This is a genomic window from uncultured Spongiibacter sp., assembly GCF_964011655.1.
Classification (GTDB): Bacteria; Pseudomonadota; Gammaproteobacteria; order Pseudomonadales; family Spongiibacteraceae; genus Spongiibacter; species Spongiibacter marinus.
This window is the reverse complement of record NZ_CAXGPO010000002.1, coordinates 185,942-201,618: the sequence shown is the minus strand read 5'-3', so window position 1 is coordinate 201,618 and position 15,677 is coordinate 185,942. Positions and strand designations below refer to the sequence as shown.

13 protein-coding genes are annotated in these 15,677 nt (G+C 56.7%); 4 read left to right on the top strand and 9 right to left on the bottom strand.

The features are described from left to right. Position 1: 1 nt before the first annotated feature. Positions 2–3,106 carry an efflux RND transporter permease subunit gene (locus ABNS66_RS02220; protein WP_286836464.1) on the top strand — a complete coding sequence of 1,035 codons (3,105 nt, stop codon included), beginning with the start codon at positions 2–4 and terminating at the stop codon, positions 3,104–3,106. Between the two features lie 8 nt (positions 3,107–3,114). On the opposite strand, the gene ABNS66_RS02215 is transcribed toward ABNS66_RS02220, so the two are convergent. Then, entirely contained in the window at positions 3,115–3,675 is a 561-nt protein-coding gene (locus ABNS66_RS02215; protein WP_286836466.1) for a GNAT family N-acetyltransferase, read from the bottom strand. A 188-nt stretch (positions 3,676–3,863) separates the two neighbouring features. On the opposite strand from ABNS66_RS02215, the gene ABNS66_RS02210 reads away from it, so the two are divergent. Continuing rightward, on the top strand, positions 3,864–4,928 hold the full coding sequence (locus ABNS66_RS02210) for a hypothetical protein (RefSeq protein WP_286836468.1): 1,065 nt from the start codon (positions 3,864–3,866) through the stop codon (positions 4,926–4,928). A gap of 111 nt (positions 4,929–5,039) precedes the next feature. Here ABNS66_RS02210 and ABNS66_RS02205 read toward each other — a convergent pair whose 3' ends face one another. Next, positions 5,040–6,164 carry a hypothetical protein gene (locus ABNS66_RS02205; RefSeq protein ID WP_286836470.1) on the bottom strand — a complete coding sequence of 375 codons (1,125 nt, stop codon included), beginning with the start codon at positions 6,162–6,164 and terminating at the stop codon, positions 5,040–5,042. 12 nt (positions 6,165–6,176) lie between these two features. Beyond that, on the bottom strand, positions 6,177–7,262 hold the full coding sequence (locus ABNS66_RS02200; RefSeq protein WP_286836472.1) for a phosphotransferase family protein: 1,086 nt from the start codon (positions 7,260–7,262) through the stop codon (positions 6,177–6,179). Between the two features lie 94 nt (positions 7,263–7,356). Here ABNS66_RS02200 and ABNS66_RS02195 point away from each other — a divergent pair, with 94 nt between their 5' ends. Then, entirely contained in the window at positions 7,357–7,968 is a 612-nt protein-coding gene (locus tag ABNS66_RS02195) for a TetR/AcrR family transcriptional regulator (protein WP_286836474.1), read from the top strand. Positions 7,969–8,523: 555 nt separating this feature from the next. On the opposite strand, the gene ABNS66_RS02190 is transcribed toward ABNS66_RS02195, so the two are convergent. From ABNS66_RS02190 to ABNS66_RS02170, 5 genes are all read right to left on the bottom strand, one after another. Beyond that, positions 8,524–9,480, bottom strand: coding sequence for a hypothetical protein (locus ABNS66_RS02190; RefSeq protein WP_286836476.1), 957 nt, complete (start codon positions 9,478–9,480; stop codon positions 8,524–8,526). 49 nt (positions 9,481–9,529) lie between these two features. Next, positions 9,530–10,012, bottom strand: coding sequence for a hypothetical protein (locus tag ABNS66_RS02185; RefSeq protein WP_286836478.1), 483 nt, complete (start codon positions 10,010–10,012; stop codon positions 9,530–9,532). A 938-nt stretch (positions 10,013–10,950) separates the two neighbouring features. Continuing rightward, a complete protein-coding gene (locus ABNS66_RS02180; RefSeq protein WP_204997149.1) occupies positions 10,951–12,036 on the bottom strand; it encodes a prenyltransferase in 1,086 nt (361 codons plus the stop codon). Continuing rightward, positions 12,033–12,746, bottom strand: coding sequence for a class I SAM-dependent methyltransferase (locus ABNS66_RS02175; protein ID WP_204997148.1), 714 nt, complete (start codon positions 12,744–12,746; stop codon positions 12,033–12,035). Before ABNS66_RS02175 ends, ABNS66_RS02180 begins: the two co-directional genes overlap by 4 nt. After that, positions 12,733–14,055 (bottom strand): glycosyltransferase family 4 protein, encoded by a 1,323-nt coding sequence (locus ABNS66_RS02170; protein WP_204997147.1) that lies wholly within the window; start codon positions 14,053–14,055, stop codon positions 12,733–12,735. Before ABNS66_RS02170 ends, ABNS66_RS02175 begins: the two co-directional genes overlap by 14 nt. 260 nt (positions 14,056–14,315) lie before the next feature. Between ABNS66_RS02170 and ABNS66_RS02165 the strand changes: the two genes are divergently transcribed. After that, positions 14,316–14,690, top strand: a complete 375-nt coding sequence (locus ABNS66_RS02165; RefSeq protein ID WP_286836479.1) for a hypothetical protein — start codon at positions 14,316–14,318, stop codon at positions 14,688–14,690. A gap of 50 nt (positions 14,691–14,740) precedes the next feature. Here the strand turns inward: ABNS66_RS02165 and ABNS66_RS02160 are convergent, their stop codons facing one another. Next, positions 14,741–15,667 (bottom strand): branched-chain amino acid transaminase, encoded by a 927-nt coding sequence (locus ABNS66_RS02160; protein ID WP_204997145.1) that lies wholly within the window; start codon positions 15,665–15,667, stop codon positions 14,741–14,743. Between the last annotated feature and the right edge of the window lie 10 nt (positions 15,668–15,677).

Below are 15,677 nucleotides of genomic sequence, written 5' to 3'. Positions count from 1 at the left end.
CATGTTGCTGTCAGACACTGCGGTAAAGCGCCCCGTCTTTGCCACTGTTATCAGCCTGTTGCTGGTCGCCTTTGGCGCACTGTCATTCGAACGTCTGGCGCTGCGCGAGTACCCGGATGTGGACCCGCCCATCGTCTCGGTCAGCACCAACTACACCGGCGCCTCAGCCGAAGTGGTCGAGTCGAAAATCACCCAGGTTATCGAGGACCGTATCTCCGGCATTGAGGGGATCAAAACCGTATCGTCGACCAGTCAGGATGGCTTTTCGACGATTAGCATCGAGTTTGAACTGAGCCGCGATATCGACGCCGCCGCCAACGATGTGCGCGATCGCGTGGCCGGTGTGCGCAATAACCTGCCCGAAGAAGCCGATGCCCCAGAGGTACAAAAAGCCGACTCGGACCAGCGGGTGATCATGTGGTTTAACCTCACCTCCACCAAAATGAATACCCTGCAACTGGCCGACTATGCCCAGCGCTATCTGGTGGATCGGCTGTCTGTGCTCGACGGTGTTGCGCGGGTGCGGGTGAGCGGCGGGCCGGAATATGCCATGCGCATTTGGCTGGACCACGAGGCGCTAGCCGCCCGCAACCTGACCATTGGCGATGTCGAAAATGCCCTGCGGCGCGAAAATGTCGAGCTGCCAGCCGGCACACTCAAGGCGCGCGACCGCGACTTTGTTATCAAGATAGAGCGCCAGTTCCTCGCCCCCGATGACTTCGCCACACTGGTGCTGCGCCGCGATGACAGCGGCAATATTTTGCGCCTAGGCGAAGTGGCACGGGTTGAGCTGGACGCCGAAGAATACCGCACTATGTTCCGCGGCAATGGTATTCCACAGGTGGGCGTCGGCATCGTTAAGCAAAGTACCGCCAATACGCTGGAAGTGGCCAAGGCAGCGCACCGCGAAGTAAATGCTATGCGCAGCATTTTACCGGCGGGCACCGAGTTACACGACAGCTACGACAGCTCGGTGTTTATCGACAGCGCCATCGACGAGGTCTACTCCACGCTCTTTATCGCCGCCAGCCTGGTGGTGTTAGTGATCTTTATTTTCCTCGGCGACTTCCGCGCCATGTTAGTGCCTGCAGTGACCGTACCGGTATCGCTGATCGCCAGCTTTACCGTGCTCTACGCCCTGGGCTACACCATTAACCTGCTAACCCTGCTGGCGCTGGTACTGGCCATCGGCCTGGTGGTCGATGACAGTATCGTGGTGCTGGAAAATATTCACCGCCGCTTGCTCAACGGTGAGTCGCCGTTAGTGGCCGCCTTTCGCGGCAGTCGCCAAGTCGGCTTCGCCGTGGTCGCCACCACGGCGGTGTTGGTCGCGGTGTTTATTCCCATCACCATGCTCGACGGCGATGTCGGGCGACTGTTCGGCGAATTTGCCGTCGCGATGGCTGTCGCCGTGGTGTTCTCCAGCATTGTCGCGCTGACGCTATCACCCGTTATCTGCTCGAAATTACTCAAGCAAGACGCCATTCACGGCCGCCTCGCCGACTTCGTCGAGGGCCTGCTGCACCGCATGGAAACCCGCTATCGCCGCAGCCTCGACGCCAGCCTGAAGCGGCCGCTGCTGTCGGCCTCTATTTTGGGCTTAGCGGTATTGGGCTGCGTGGTACTGATGCAAAAAGTCCCGGCAGAATTCGCCCCCAAGGAAGACCGCGGCGTGATCTTTATGATGATTCGCGGCCCCGAGGGTTCGTCCTTTGATTTTGTCAGCAAACATATGGAAGAAATCGAACGACGCCTGATGCCGCTGGTGGAAAGCGGCGAGGTCAATCGCTTCCTGGTGCGCGCCCCCGCTGGTCGCGGCGGCGCTGAAAGTTACAACGAAGCCTTTGCCATTATGGTGCTGGCGCCCTGGGAAACCCGCCGCCCCAACACCGCCATCGTCGCCGATATTCGCAAACGCTTGCAGGGCTTTACCGCGCTGACGACCTTCCCAATCATGCCCCAGGCTCTGGGTGGCGGCTTTAGCAAGCCCGTGGAATTTGTGATTGGCGGTGGCGACTTCCAGCACCTCGCGGCGTGGCGCGATGCCATTATGGACGAGGCTCGCAATAACCCGAAGCTGCTGGGTATCGATAGCGACTACCGGGAAACCAAGCCGCAATTGGAAGTGACCATTCTGCGCGACCGCGCCGCCGACCTCGGCGTCAGTACGCAGGAAATTAACCGCAGTCTGGAAACCCTGCTCGGCTCCCGCCGAGTAACCACCTTTATGCTCGACGGCGAAGAGTACAACGTGGTGCTGGAGGGCGAGCCGGACAAACAAAACACGCCCAACGACCTCGGCAATATTTATGTGCGCTCGAATAGCAGCGGCCAACTCATTCCGCTTTCCAACCTGGTCAGCATTAGCGAGCGCGGCGACGCGGCGGTGCTCAGGCGCTATAACCGCGTGCGCGCCATCACCCTGGATGCCAACCTCGCAGAGGGTTATTCACTGGGCGAGGCGCTGAGCTATTTGGAAGAGGTCACACGCAAGGTCGCGCCGGATGCCATCATCGACTACAAGGGCGAATCGCTGGACTACATAGACTCCGGCAATGCCGTCTACTTCACCTTTGTGCTGGCGCTGCTTGTGGTTTATTTGGTACTTGCCGCCCAGTTTGAAAGCTTTGTTCACCCACTGGTGATTCTTCTCACCGTGCCGCTGGCCATTGCCGGGGCCTTGCTCGGGCTCTACCTCACCGGGCAAAGCCTGAATATCTACAGCCAGGTGGCGCTGATTATGCTGGTGGGCTTAGCTGCCAAAAACGGCATCTTGCTGGTGGAATTCACCAACCAACTGCGCGACGACGGCGTAGAGTTTGAAGAGGCAATTAGTAAAGCCGCCGAACAGCGCCTACGCCCCATCATCATGACCGCCATCACCACCATTATGGGTGCCATTCCGCTATTGCTGGCCTTCGGTGCGGGCAGCGAAAGCCGCTACGTGATTGGCGTGGTCGTGGTCTCCGGGGTGAGTGCCGCCACCTTGTTCACCTTGTTTGTGGTGCCAATGGCGTATCGCTTCCTGGCTCGCCACACGGGCTCTCCGCAGGATGTGGCGCACCAGCTTGAGAAGGAACTGAGAGACAGCCCGGCCAGCAACTAAAACGCTTGTCAGGCTGGCGCCGCCAGTGTGTACAAACAATGGCGGCGCAGCGGCGCTCCCACGGCCAATTGCGGGTGCTCGAAGTCGTCACCGCGCCGCATGTTCAGGCGCTCCATCAATGCGCGCGAGCGCGTATTCACGACGGCTGTCATCGCCACAATTTCAGCCATATTCAGCGTAGCGAAGCCATAATCCAGGGCGGCCTGCGCCGCTTCATAAGCGTAGCCCTGCCCCCAGGCATCGGCGGCCAAACGCCAGGCAATCTCGGTGGCTGGCGCAAACGGCAAATCACTTGCCACCGTCTTCAAACCCGCAAAGCCCAGCAAGCGCGCATCGCTGCGGCGCTCTATGGCCCATATCCCCCAGCCCTGCTGCGCGTTTTGCGCCGACAACTGAGCCAGCAGAGCGTCGCTCTCTTCACGGCATAAACCACGAGGAAAGAATTCCATTACTTTAGGGTCGGCATTCATCGCCGCGAAGGTCGCCGCATCCGTTTCGCGCCACTGCCGCATACACAAGCGCGGCGTATTCAAGCCTTGCATGGTTTCGTCACCACCGATCAGTTTCATACTAAATTGCTAAACCACCGCGCTATTCTGCCCTGCTTGCCCTCGCGACAGCCAGCGGCGGTTTTCTATGTCATACCAGCGCAGCCTCCGCCACACCGCCGCCCTTGCTAGCATGACGGCTGGCTATCCAAGCACAGCGCTGGCGCGTATAGCCGTCAGCCATTAACAATAAAGAGTGGGGAAATACTATGTCGTTAAAAGTGGTTACCTGGGGAACCGGCAACGTTGGCAAATACGCCATTCGCGCGGTGCTGAATCACCCCGAACTGGAACTGGTTGGGCACATTGTCAGCAGTGATGCCAAGGCCGGCGTCGATGCCGCCACCCTGGCCGAGCTCGACACGCCCTGTGGCGTTGCCGCCTCCACCGATATTGACGCGGTACTCGACCTCAACCCGGACTGCGTCGTGTACACCGCCCACTCAGAGACCCGCATGATGGAGGCGGCCAAAGACCAGGCGCGCTGCCTGCGCCGGGGCATCAACGTGGTGGCCTCGTCGCTGTTTATGCTGCAATACCCCGACAACCCCGACGTCGCCTTTATTGCCGAGCCGATCAAAGAAGCCTGCGAGATCGGCGAAGCCACCTGCTTTAACAATGGTATTGATCCCGGTTTTGCCAACGACACCATGCCGCTGGTGTTCACCGGCCTAAGCGAGCACTGGTCGAGCATACGCATGCAGGAGATCATCAACTACGCCACCTACGAACAGGAAGACACCATTCGCGAGGTGATGGGCTTTGGTTATCCGGTCGATCACGACTGCGTGCTGTTTGCACCCGGCATGCTGTCGCTGGGCTGGGGCGGCTCGGTGCGTTCGGTGGCGGCGGCCCTGGGCCTGGAGGTAGAGCGCGTGTACGAAGTGCACGAGCGCCTGCCCCTAGAGCAGGATACCGAAAATGCCATGGGCGTCTTCAAGAAGGGCACCACTGGCGCCATGCGCTTTGAAGTGCGCGCCGTGGTCGATGGCCGCGACGCTATCGTACTGGAGCACATCACCCGCATCACCGACGACATCGCCCCCGACTGGCCTAAGGGCAAGGGTTACAAAGTGATTATTGAAGGTGAACCCAAAATGACCATCAGCATGGACATGGAAGACAAGCACGGCGACCACGCGGTGGGCGGTGTGATTCAAACCGCTACCGCCATCGTCAATGCTATTCCCGCTGTGGTGGAACAAGAGCCCGGCATGGTCGCCGCTTACGACCTGCCAAAGATCAACGGCAAGGGTTTGTACAAACCTGCCTAAGCAACGAAAAAAGGCGCGCTACCTCCATACCTACAGGCAGCGCGCCTCTCATTTACTCAGCTTATATTGGCGTAAACCAATGTGATTTAAGCCAAGCGGATTCAGGCCGCTTTATTCCGCGCCATCAAACCAGTCTTTAAAACCCAGTTCGGCGTGGGGGCCAATATGTAGCTGCTCCAATACGCCATAGCCCACTTCATCGCCACAACGTGCAACCACCGTTTGCTGAATATGAATATTCTCCAAATTCAGCGGCGGCGCGTCGTCACAGTTCCAGCTCTCGCCCGCGATAACGAGTTCACCATGCCATTTGCCGTGCCCCCACTCGGGGTGCATATAGCCCAGCCCCTTCATGCGGTGCAGCAATACCGGCTGCACAGTAATTTCGATCTGCTCGCCGTTTTTATGGTTCATCAGAAAGGTGCCCGACTCGGCCTGACGGGTACCGGGCTTAAATTTCAATTGGTGGCCAACGCAGCCCTGCCACAGCGTCATGGCCGGGTCATTTACCGGAATGCTCTCCCCCTCTGCATGAATGGGGGCAATGGCCTGGTCGGTGTGCCACTGGTAGCCGCTGTCGTCTTCAAACCAACCGGCCAGCGTGCAGCGGTTTTCCCAGTGAATGGGCAGCCACATAAAGTGCACCGCCTGGAAACTGTCCAGCGGTGCGCCGCCTTCATACGGCGCGCCCACCGGACGAATCCCCCAGGAGCGGTCTTTCAGGCCGAAGGTGGTTTCGCTGTTTACCGCAATCTTGCGACCTTCAACGGAAATACTGCCCTGCCAGTGGCCAAACTGGTCGATGCGGGTGGCGTCCATTACCACATGCCGGGCGTTGCGCAGGGTTTGCCGCCCCTCGGGAATCACCCCGGTTTTAGGGGTGAACACCAGGTCGCATTCGATATTGGTGTCGTTGGATTCAATCACCAAACGGTGGCGACCCATCGGCTCTAAAATGCTGAGTTTGAAGGGGCCAACATCCAAATCCATCGGCTCGTCGGAGGCGCGACGGGAACCGTGAAAGGCATACTGGCGGCCGTCCACCACCACACTAAAACTGCAGTCTACAATGCCCAAATTAGGGTACCGGCAAAGGCCGATGCCAAAATAAAATGCGCTGTCTTTGGCGTGGCCGTTATACCAGAAGCGGTCATACGTGAAGCGGTCACTGGTGGCGGTTTGCGCAACCGGCTCAACGGTTTGGTGAATGGGGTAATCGTCGAGTTTACTGATCATGGCTACGCGTCCTCAGGCCGATTTTTCCGAGAGAATTTTTTCCAGATACTTCACTTCAAAGCAGCTGCTGAAATGGCTGTTAATGCTGTCCTCGTTGCCCATGCCTATCGACATACGCCCCAGCAACAACGCGAAACGCAAGCCGGCAAACACCAGGTAATAGTGAAGCTGGTCGGTTTTAAACCCGCTGAGCTGCGCCCAGGCCTCGGCTGACTCCTGACGACCGGGGAAGCCCTCCAGCGGTGGAAAATCCAGCCCGTGGCTGAACAGCTCATCCATGTAAATCCACCACGCCACATCTTGCAGGGGGTCGCCCAGCGCGACCATTTCCCAATCCAGCAAGGCGGCAACGTCAGTTTTATCCGGGCTGAAAATCACATTCGCCATTCGGGAATCACCCCAGCACAGAGCGACCGCCTGCTCTTTGGGTTGATGATCGCGCAACCACTGTAAGGTGCTTGCGGCTACATCGTGGGGAAGACGCTCGCCATTGCGCTGGTAGCCCCACTGGTAATAATTTTCCCAGTACGTCAGCTGTTCATCGAGGCTGCGGGGAATGGCGCAGGCATTGAGGGCAGACTGGATAGCCGGGCTGCTGATGTCGAGCGTATTCACCTGCGCCAAGCGCTTCAGGCCCGCCAACCAGAGCTGGCGGCGGGTATCCGGCGCTTCCTCGGTTAACCAGCCGTCCATATGGTAGGGCGGCATATCCGGCGGAATCACCCCGTCGGTCTTTTTCATAATGTAGAATGGCTGCCCCAGCACCTGGCCGGTAAGTTCCTTGGCAACGATCTCAGGCACCGGAATATCGCTATTGGCCGCCAGCATTTCCATCACACGGCACTGAATACCCAGGTCATATTCGGGGAAGGCCAGGTACTCGCCACGCGGCTCAATGCGCGCCACATAAGCCGCCTCTGCGCCGCCGTGCTGAGCATCGAAGACCATAGTGATATTCGACATACCCGTACCCTCGGGCACACTGAGCGACGGGATACTCACCGTGTCGCCAAGCTGGGCAGACAGCCAATTTTCCAGTTTACTGCGGGTTTCTTCCGGGTTATCCAATACCGGTGTGGGGCGCTGATCGTTACTCATGCGAGGCCTCATTGTTATGTTATTGAACGCCAATGACACGATGCTAACACGAATTAGTTAACGGTGTTACTATATTTAAAAAGAAGGATAAACCATGACCCGTAACACGCGCCGCGTTGGCCGCCCCAGCAGCACTAGCAAAGAGCAGATTCTCGCTGTAGCGCTGCAACTCGCCCAACAGCAAGACCTCGCGGCGCTCAGCCTGCGGCAACTGGCCAAGGAGCTGGGCATTAGCCCCACCTCCCTATACCGCTACTTTGAAAACAAACAACAACTGCTCACCGCCATCGGCGAGAGCGTACTCAGCGTGGATGCCAGTACATTGCCAGCGGGGTTAAGCCACCCCCAACGCCTGGAAAAACTCCTCGACCAACTGCGCCAACAAGTACTCGCCTTTCCCGGCCTGCTACCCCAGTTCAACAACAGCCTGCCCGCCGAAGCCATGGTCGCCACCATCGCCGCGCTGGCAGAGCCCATCAAAGCCATGCAGGTAGAAGACAGCCTCGCCGTGCGCCACGCCCAGTCACTGCTGTGGATGACCCTCGGCTTTGCCCTGTTCGAAAGCTCGTCCAGTCAGGCCAGTATCAGTGGCCAATTTCTCGACCTGCCCGCGCAACTGCAAAGCACCTCTCAGCACCTGGAGCTGGAGAATCACGAGCGGCTATGGCGGGAATTGGTAGAGAGGAATATTCGCGGGATTTGCTGATGGTGAGCGTTTCGCCCTGGCGGGGCGAGCGGCTTATTTTATTAGAAATACGCGCGAATCATGCTTATGTAGGAGCGGGCCTGACCGCGACCTTTACCTTCAACGCGGCTAAGGTGGCTCCGTTCTGCAAGCCCGACGCAGCGCTCACTTTCATTAGTGCTGATGGCTTTGGTTTCGCCCTTGCTGGGCGACCTACTTATTTTTTATGCGAAAAAACAAGTAGGCAACAACAATGCGTTTTCTGCATTGAGCGCCGCTCGTCGGCGACCCGAAGGGCGAGGCATGCAATGCCGAGTAAAAGCGCACCCCCCATCACTGTCGTCGGCTAATCGCCGCCGATCCCCTGCGCGCGGTACAACCAGCACGGGCGCTGCGGAACTCGCTGCGCTCAAACAGTCCTCGCGCAATTCCCGTGCTGCTTGCACCGTGCTCGGCAGCGCTGAGGGGGGGAAAGGGCTGGGCAGTAAACGGGTATCAATGACTCTGACCCTATTGGTCGGGCGGTATCTGTCAAACCGGGAGAACTACACGTCCGACTGCCTTTGCTTGTTATATTTATACCCACCAATACCGATGACGTTTCTTGATAGAATCATTCAGCTTGTGCTTTTTAATTGCATCGTCAACGCCAGGATTTTTTAGGCTCTCGGTTGTCTTCTCTATAGGCACTGGCTGATTTTCATAACCAGTGGAAAACCTTTCTCTGACCTCTTCTTCCGTCACTCTAAATAGCTTGGCTAGTGCGCCATAGTTAACAGTGGGAGAGTTTTCCAAAAGATCCATTCTGTCATAGTATATTTCAACCACTTTTCTATAGTGCTTAATTCTTTGTGTATCTATGGAAAGTTTGCAAATATCAGGAAACTGGCAAAGAAAGTTATGGATTGCAATAAGCAACTCGTCTGTTGACTTAATTATTTGCTCCGTGAGTTGAACATAGCCTAGAAATTCAGAAGGGGGTATAACCTGATAGATTTGTTCTAGTTCAAGATCTAAGTGAACGCCCCTAGTTGAGTAATGCTGCCCTAAAGTTGGTATAATCTGCGCAGCTAACATGTTCCTTCTCTGGAGCATATTGATCAGCAGATTATAGTTGTGTTGCAACCCAGATATATATGCCGGATTCATATGGAAGTTATCTTCTTCCGAGAACTCTTCTAGAGGCTGAACAATAAAGGATAACTTGTTCATCTTTAAATCAATGGTTTGTGACGACCCAATGACTTCTGGAAATGCTCCGGCTCGTTGAAGCGGGGCATCAGTTAACTTTCCAAAGTAGTTGCCCTTAATAGCCATTAATGAATTGAACGCCTGCTGCATTCCCAATATCCAATCATTAGCAATATCCAATTTTTCTTTCTGCGCATCTAAGTATCTTAGATACGCAGCAGAAAAATGGGCCACTAATCCACCGATAAGAACGATCGCCAATGGAAAAATATAGTCCTTTACAGGGTTAACTGTAGACAACTCATTTATTGCGCTAGCTATTTCTTTAAGCTCAGCTTCCATCTCGAACTATCCCGTAAAATTAACGCCGCCAGCCCTATGTCTTGCCTTGTTAAGGCCATAGCCATTCACCTAACGAAAGGCCAAGTAAACAGGACCATAAGCCAATAAATGAAATTGATAACATTGCCATTGCCTTGCTTACTGATGGTTTCCTCATAACACCGTAATCGTATAAAGACAGTTGATCCGAGTCTTTATTGTTAAGAAGAGAAAGCCGAACATCTTGGTCTAATACGGGCTTTATTGCAGAAAAAAGGTCTACATTTGTACCCAGCTGTTTTTCGACTGTGGATGCGCGATGCTCCCACCTAGATTGCCAGTATTTGCTGCCCAAATTTACTCTAAACCACAAAAAAGAAGTCACAACTCCAAACGTACCTAGAATTACCGCATAGACTGGCTCTTTAACAGAGAACAAACCCACGGCAATTGCAGTATTTAAAACCAAGAAATAATTTGACCGCTGCCAGAATAATTGGATTTCAAAATTTCTTGTATCAATTGCTATTTGATATATCTTTTCTTTATCCATGCAATATCTCAAAAGGCCTTAACAGCCTGATTATGAAGCCTACGGCCTCATAATAAATATTATCGGGCGGCCATCTGTCACACTGGCTCTTTTTTGATCCTTTATTAACGCATTGTTTTTAATAGGGTATTTTGAATTCAGGTTTCGCCACAGCCGATAACAGGGCCACTTTACTGGCAGAAAGGATAAAACGGGATACGCTGTATGCGTATACAGGAAGATGACAGGGATTGTCATTATGAGCGTTTCACCATTCCTTCGGTATTTGTGGGAGCACATGCTAGTGCGTCGCTACGGCTTAAATACCATAAAGTCGCGCTGCTATAGGATCAAGTCTTTCATCAGTTTTATAGCAGGGTTTATCTAGTACGAATCAAATGAAGTCAGCGCCTTGAACGTCACACTATCCATCTTTCCCATCAGCATCTGGAAAAATTAGCGAACCATAGGAGCATCAGTCAGGAACCACATTAGCTAGGCTTCTATTCGCGGTTGAAATCGCTCCTACGGGTCGGGCAACACCCCTCCCCCTCAGCGCTGCCGAGCACGGCGGGAGGTGGGCGGGAATTGCGCGAGGACTGTTTGAGCGAAGCGAGTTCCGCAGCGCCCGCACAGCTCGCGTCGCGCGCAGGGGATCGGCGGCGACAGCCGACGACAGTGATGCGGGGTGCGCTTTTTGTTGCCTACTTATTTTTTCGCACAAAAAATAAGTAGGTCGCCCAGCAAGGGCGAAACCAATGCCATCAGTAAATGATGCAAATTAGACAAGGTGGGTATAAGAAGGCCTGCGGCGTATTCGAAGTCCGAATCGCGGTTAAAACCGCTCCTACAAGCGCTGGGTCGGTCGCGGTCAGGCCCGCTCCTACGGGTCGGGCAACACCCTCCCCCTCAGCGCTGCCGAGCACGACGGGAGGTGTGCGGGAATTGCGCGAACGCTGTTAGCGCCCGCTGGTGTAGCGCTCGGCTTCTTCCGCCAGCTCTGCTTCAACTTCCAGCAGACGCACTTCTTTAAACAGGTGATGGGCCGGGGTGTGCTCGGTGAGCGCATCGGCGGCAAGCAGGATGGCGGCGGCGGTCCAGGTGGGGCGCTCATCGGGCCACAGCAGGTCTTCGACCATTTGGTAGCCGGTCCAGTATTCGCCGTTGCCGTCACGCCATTGGTGTAGCCAGCTATAAACGTTCACCGCGCGCGCGTGATCGCCGGCGGCGAGCAGGGCCATGGTCAGCTCGCAGGATTCCGCAACGGTAACCCACGGCTCGTCGGACACGCAACGGCAACCGAGGCCGTCTTCAACGAATTCGCCCCAGCGCTTTTGCAGGTGGGCGCTGCCTTTGGCGGGCGGCACTACGCCGGTAAGGACGGGGTAGAACCAGTCCATGGAGTAGCGGGCCTTGCTTTCCCAGGTGCGGTCAAAGCGCTCGGGCTTGTTGCGCATGGCGTCGCCGAGAGCGGCGCGGGCGGCGCGCCATTCGTCGCGGGGCTCGCCGAGTACAACCGAGATATTCCAGGCACATTCCAGGCTTTTGTAGATGGAGGCGCAGCCGGTGACCAGCGCGTCTTCCATCGACTGGCCATCGGCATCGACCGCCCAGTTAATGTCGCCGTGGGGGCTTTGCTGGCCCACCACAAAATTGATGGCGCGCTGCACGCAGGGCCACATGGCTTGCAGGAACTCGCGGCGCTGGCTAATGAGGTAGTGGTGCCAAACGCCAGTGGCAATATAGGCGACGAAGTTGGTTTCGCGGCGTTCGCGGTTGTCCACTTCGCCGTTGCGATAGGCGGCCCACCAGCTGCCGTCGGCAAGCTGGCTGTCGCGCAGCCAGAAGTAGGCGCGCTCGGCGGCGTCATATTCGCCGCCAATACTCAGCCCCATTGCGGACTCGACGTGGTCCCAGGGGTCGGCGTGACCGCCCTCAAACCAGGGGATGCTGCCGTCGGCCTGTTGCTCGCGCTTCAGGAACTCAATGGTGGCGCGGAAGAAGTCTTCCGGGTACAACCCCTTGCTGAGAAACAGTCCGCTCATGCTGCCTGTCCTTTTTCAAAATACATGACCACTGATTTGCCCATTACCGGGTTGAGGCCACGCTCGACGGTGCGGGTGATCCACGGCCGATCCATCAGGTCCCAGACCAGCAGTTTGTGGTAGCTCTTTACCAGCGGGTTGTTGTCCTGCTCCCAGAAGGCGCATTTCAGCCACCAATAGGGGGAATGCAAGGCGTGTGCCCAATGCCGACGGTAGAAGCGGAAACCCAGACCTTGGATCTGCTTGCGCAGCTCGCTGGCTTTGAAAATACGCAGGTGACCGCCTTCCACTTGGTGGTAGGCATCGCTCAATGCCCAGCAGATTTTTTCTGGCCAGGCGCGCGGCACGCTGGCGCAAAACAAGCCGCCAGGTTTAAGGATGCGCTCGATCTCTTTGAGCACGGCCTGATAGTCGGGGATGTGCTCCAATACTTCTGAGCAGATGATTTTGTCGAAGCTGTTGTCGGCAAAGGGCAGGTTCATGGCATCGGCATTGGCGAGGCCAAAGGCGCGTTTGTCATCGCTGCCGTCAACAAAATCAGCGGCGCGCTGCTGGGCGGTTTGCAGGTCTTTCAGGCACAGGTCGACGCCTACCGCGGTGACTTCACCTTCCACATAAGCAGAGATAACGTGGCGGCCTTCGCCGCAACCCAGGTCCAGCAGGCGGTCGCCGGGCTGGAGTGCAAAGTGTTTAAAATCAACCGTTTTCACTGCGTAATACCTGTTCGTAATAGTCCAGCATCTGCTGGGCGGCGCGGCTCCAGCAGAACAATTCTTCCATGCGCTCGCGGCCAGCCACTTCCAGAGCGCGCCGTTGCTCGGCGTTGCTGAGCAGCGCATCGATGCCATCGGCCAAAGCCTGGGCGTCGCGCACCGGCACTTGCAGGGCCGCGTCGCCGGTGACTTCTGGCAGCGCACCGCCGGTGGTGGATACCAGCGCCGTACCGCAAGCCATGGCTTCGCCGGCGGGCAGGCCAAAGCCTTCGTAAACCGAAGGCACGACGGCGACTTCGGCTTCATTGTAATAGCGCACCAATTGCTCGGTGCTGATGCCCGAGGCGGTGGCAATGTGATTGTGCAGGCCAAGCTTTTCGATCAGCGCTTCGGCCTCGCCACCCTCGCGAATTTTACCCACCATTAACAGCTGCAGGTCGGGGTAGCGCGGCAGCAGTTTTGCCACGGCTTCAAACAGGTAGCTCATGCCCTTCAATGGCGCATCGGCCGACACGGTTGCCATTAAGCGGCGCGGTATTTTTTTCACGCTGGGCAGCGGGCGGAATTCGTCGGTGTCGATACCACAGTGCACCAGCTGGATCGCGGCGGGCTGCATCCCAAAGGCGGCGGCGATGTCTTCGCGGGAGCGCTCAGAAACGGTGACCACATGGTGCAACTGCGGCGCAACCTGGCGCTGCATTTGAATGAAACTGTGCCAGCGCCGTATCAGCACCCGGTCAACCAGGGAATTGGCAGCCTTCAGGGCAATATCCAGGTCGCTGGTAATGGGGTGATGAATGGTCGTAACCAGCGGAAAGCCGAGCTTTTGCAGTTTGAGCATGCCAAAGCTGAGGCTTTGGTTGTCGTGAATAATGTCGTAGTGGCGACCGTGTCGCTTGAGGTATTTCACCACGCGGCGGCCAAAGCAGTAGGGCTCGGCAAAACCGCCGGTCAGCTTACTGCTCCACTCGATGATATTGGTGAGCGAGCTAAGGTGATGGGGGCGCAGCGAACCGAGGCCGGTTTCAAACAGGTTCATGCCCGGCATTTTGATCAGCTTCACCCGCGGGTCGAGATGGGGATAGGGCTGCCCCGAGATCACATCGACCTCGTGACCGGCATCCACCAGAGCCTTGCTGAGGTACTTGAGGTAAATACCCTGACCGCCACCAAAGGGCGCACTGCGATAACCGAGCAGACAGATATGAAGGCGACGCTGCGGACGCGCCTCTTCAATGGGAATAACTTGGGCCGACCCGGTCGCCGCGGTGGCGGACTGGGCAAGCGCGGTTGGGTCTGATGACATAGCCGTTATCGCTGTTTGTTAGGATTGTTTCTGACGTGCCCGGCCTCTTATCGCCGCGACCGCTATTCACACTGGCGGCTCGCGTGCGGGCCTTGGGCCGCCGCAGCTATCGCGGGGCATGACGCCTCGTAAGTGAACGGATTCTAACCATCGCTTGTGGATAAATCCACCGACGGCCCGTCTCGCGGCCCACTAGAGGGATTACCAGTTTGTCATGTTACACTGCCAGGCCCCGCAAAAATGCCAGGAAAACCATAAAGATGCGTGCCATTTACAGCGCTTTTATCGCCTGCGCCCTGACCGCCGCTTGCAGCAGCCAGCCCAGCCCACCGCAGGACAGGGGATTATTCACGCCGCTGAATCGCGGTGGCGACCTGAAACTGTTTGAATACCAACTGCGAATCGCCCTCCCGCCGGTGAAACCGATTCGCCACACGGTGGACCCGAATCGCCCACAAAAACGCCCACCCAGTGACGACGAGCTGCTGAAACAGGCGCAACGTATGCTGCGCAACGACAGTCGCCTGCAGGCCTATTGCCCCTACGGCTATATCACGCTGGAACAATACGCAGTGCTCAATGCATTGAAGATTCGCGGGGAATGCCGCTATCAGGCACCGCAGGGGGAAAGCTAATAAGGGGAGAAGCAATGCGTGAGCCGACCGGGCAGCTCACGCACAGGGGCTTAAGCGACGGGGCTTAACCACTCAGGGAATTGCTCGCGACGACCTTTGACCTGGTCAAAGTAGCGGCTTTGCAGCTCGGTGGTGATCGGGCCGCGTACACCACTGCCGATTTGACGGCCATCCAGCTCGCGAATAGGCAGAACTTCCGCTGCGGTACCGGTGAAGAAGGCTTCGTCGGCAACATACACTTCATCGCGTGTGATGCGCTTTTCTTCCACTTCCAGACCCAGCTCTTTGCAGAAGGCAAAGATGGTGTTGCGGGTGATGCCGTCCAAGCAACTGGTCAGCTCGGGCGTGTAGAGTTTGCCATCGCGAACGATGAAAATGTTCTCACCACTGCCTTCGGCCACGTAGCCTTCGTTGTCCAGCAACAAGGCCTCTTCACAACCGCTGTCCAGCGCTTCGCGCAGCGCCAGCATCGAGTTGATGTAGTGGCCATTGGCCTTCGCCTTACACATGGAAATGTTGACGTGGTGGCGGGTGTAAGAGCTGCAACGCACCTTAATCCCCTTGTCACGCGCTTCCGGGCTCATGTAGCTGGGCCAATCCCAGGCAGCAACAATAACGTGAGTGCGCAGGTTGTCAGCGCGCAATCCCATGCCTTCCGAGCCGAGGAATACCATCGGGCGCAGGTAGGCTTCGTCGAGATTGTTTTCGCGGACCACTTGGCGCTGCGCTTCGTTGATCACGTCTTTGTCGAAGGGCATGCTCATATTCATGATATGGGCTGAGCGGAACAGGCGGTCGGTGTGCTCGTTCAAGCGGAAGATGCAGGTTCCACGATCGCCAGCGTGATAGGCGCGCACGCCTTCAAATACGCCCATGCCATAGTGCAGCGTGTGGGTGAGTACGTGTACACGGGCATCGCGCCAGGGCACCATTTCACCGTCGAACCAGATTAGACCATCGCGATCGGCCATGGACATTGTCGTTTAC

Excerpts from the sequence above, each read along its gene's own strand:
- ABNS66_RS02195 (WP_286836474.1), top strand. The coding sequence starts at position 7,357 with ATGACCCGTAACACGCGCCGCGTTGGCCGCCCCAGCAGCACTAGCAAA.
- ABNS66_RS02185 (WP_286836478.1), bottom strand. The coding sequence starts at position 10,012 with ATGGATAAAGAAAAGATATATCAAATAGCAATTGATACAAGAAATTTT.
- ABNS66_RS02215 (WP_286836466.1), bottom strand. The coding sequence starts at position 3,675 with ATGAAACTGATCGGTGGTGACGAAACCATGCAAGGCTTGAATACGCCG.
- ABNS66_RS02160 (WP_204997145.1), bottom strand. The coding sequence starts at position 15,667 with ATGTCCATGGCCGATCGCGATGGTCTAATCTGGTTCGACGGTGAAATG.
- ABNS66_RS02180 (WP_204997149.1), bottom strand. The coding sequence starts at position 12,036 with ATGAGCGGACTGTTTCTCAGCAAGGGGTTGTACCCGGAAGACTTCTTC.
- ABNS66_RS02220 (WP_286836464.1), top strand. The coding sequence starts at position 2 with ATGTTGCTGTCAGACACTGCGGTAAAGCGCCCCGTCTTTGCCACTGTT.
- ABNS66_RS02200 (WP_286836472.1), bottom strand. The coding sequence starts at position 7,262 with ATGAGTAACGATCAGCGCCCCACACCGGTATTGGATAACCCGGAAGAA.
- ABNS66_RS02170 (WP_204997147.1), bottom strand. The coding sequence starts at position 14,055 with ATGTCATCAGACCCAACCGCGCTTGCCCAGTCCGCCACCGCGGCGACC.
- ABNS66_RS02205 (WP_286836470.1), bottom strand. The coding sequence starts at position 6,164 with ATGATCAGTAAACTCGACGATTACCCCATTCACCAAACCGTTGAGCCG.
- ABNS66_RS02190 (WP_286836476.1), bottom strand. The coding sequence starts at position 9,480 with ATGGAAGCTGAGCTTAAAGAAATAGCTAGCGCAATAAATGAGTTGTCT.
- ABNS66_RS02165 (WP_286836479.1), top strand. The coding sequence starts at position 14,316 with ATGCGTGCCATTTACAGCGCTTTTATCGCCTGCGCCCTGACCGCCGCT.
- ABNS66_RS02210 (WP_286836468.1), top strand. The coding sequence starts at position 3,864 with ATGTCGTTAAAAGTGGTTACCTGGGGAACCGGCAACGTTGGCAAATAC.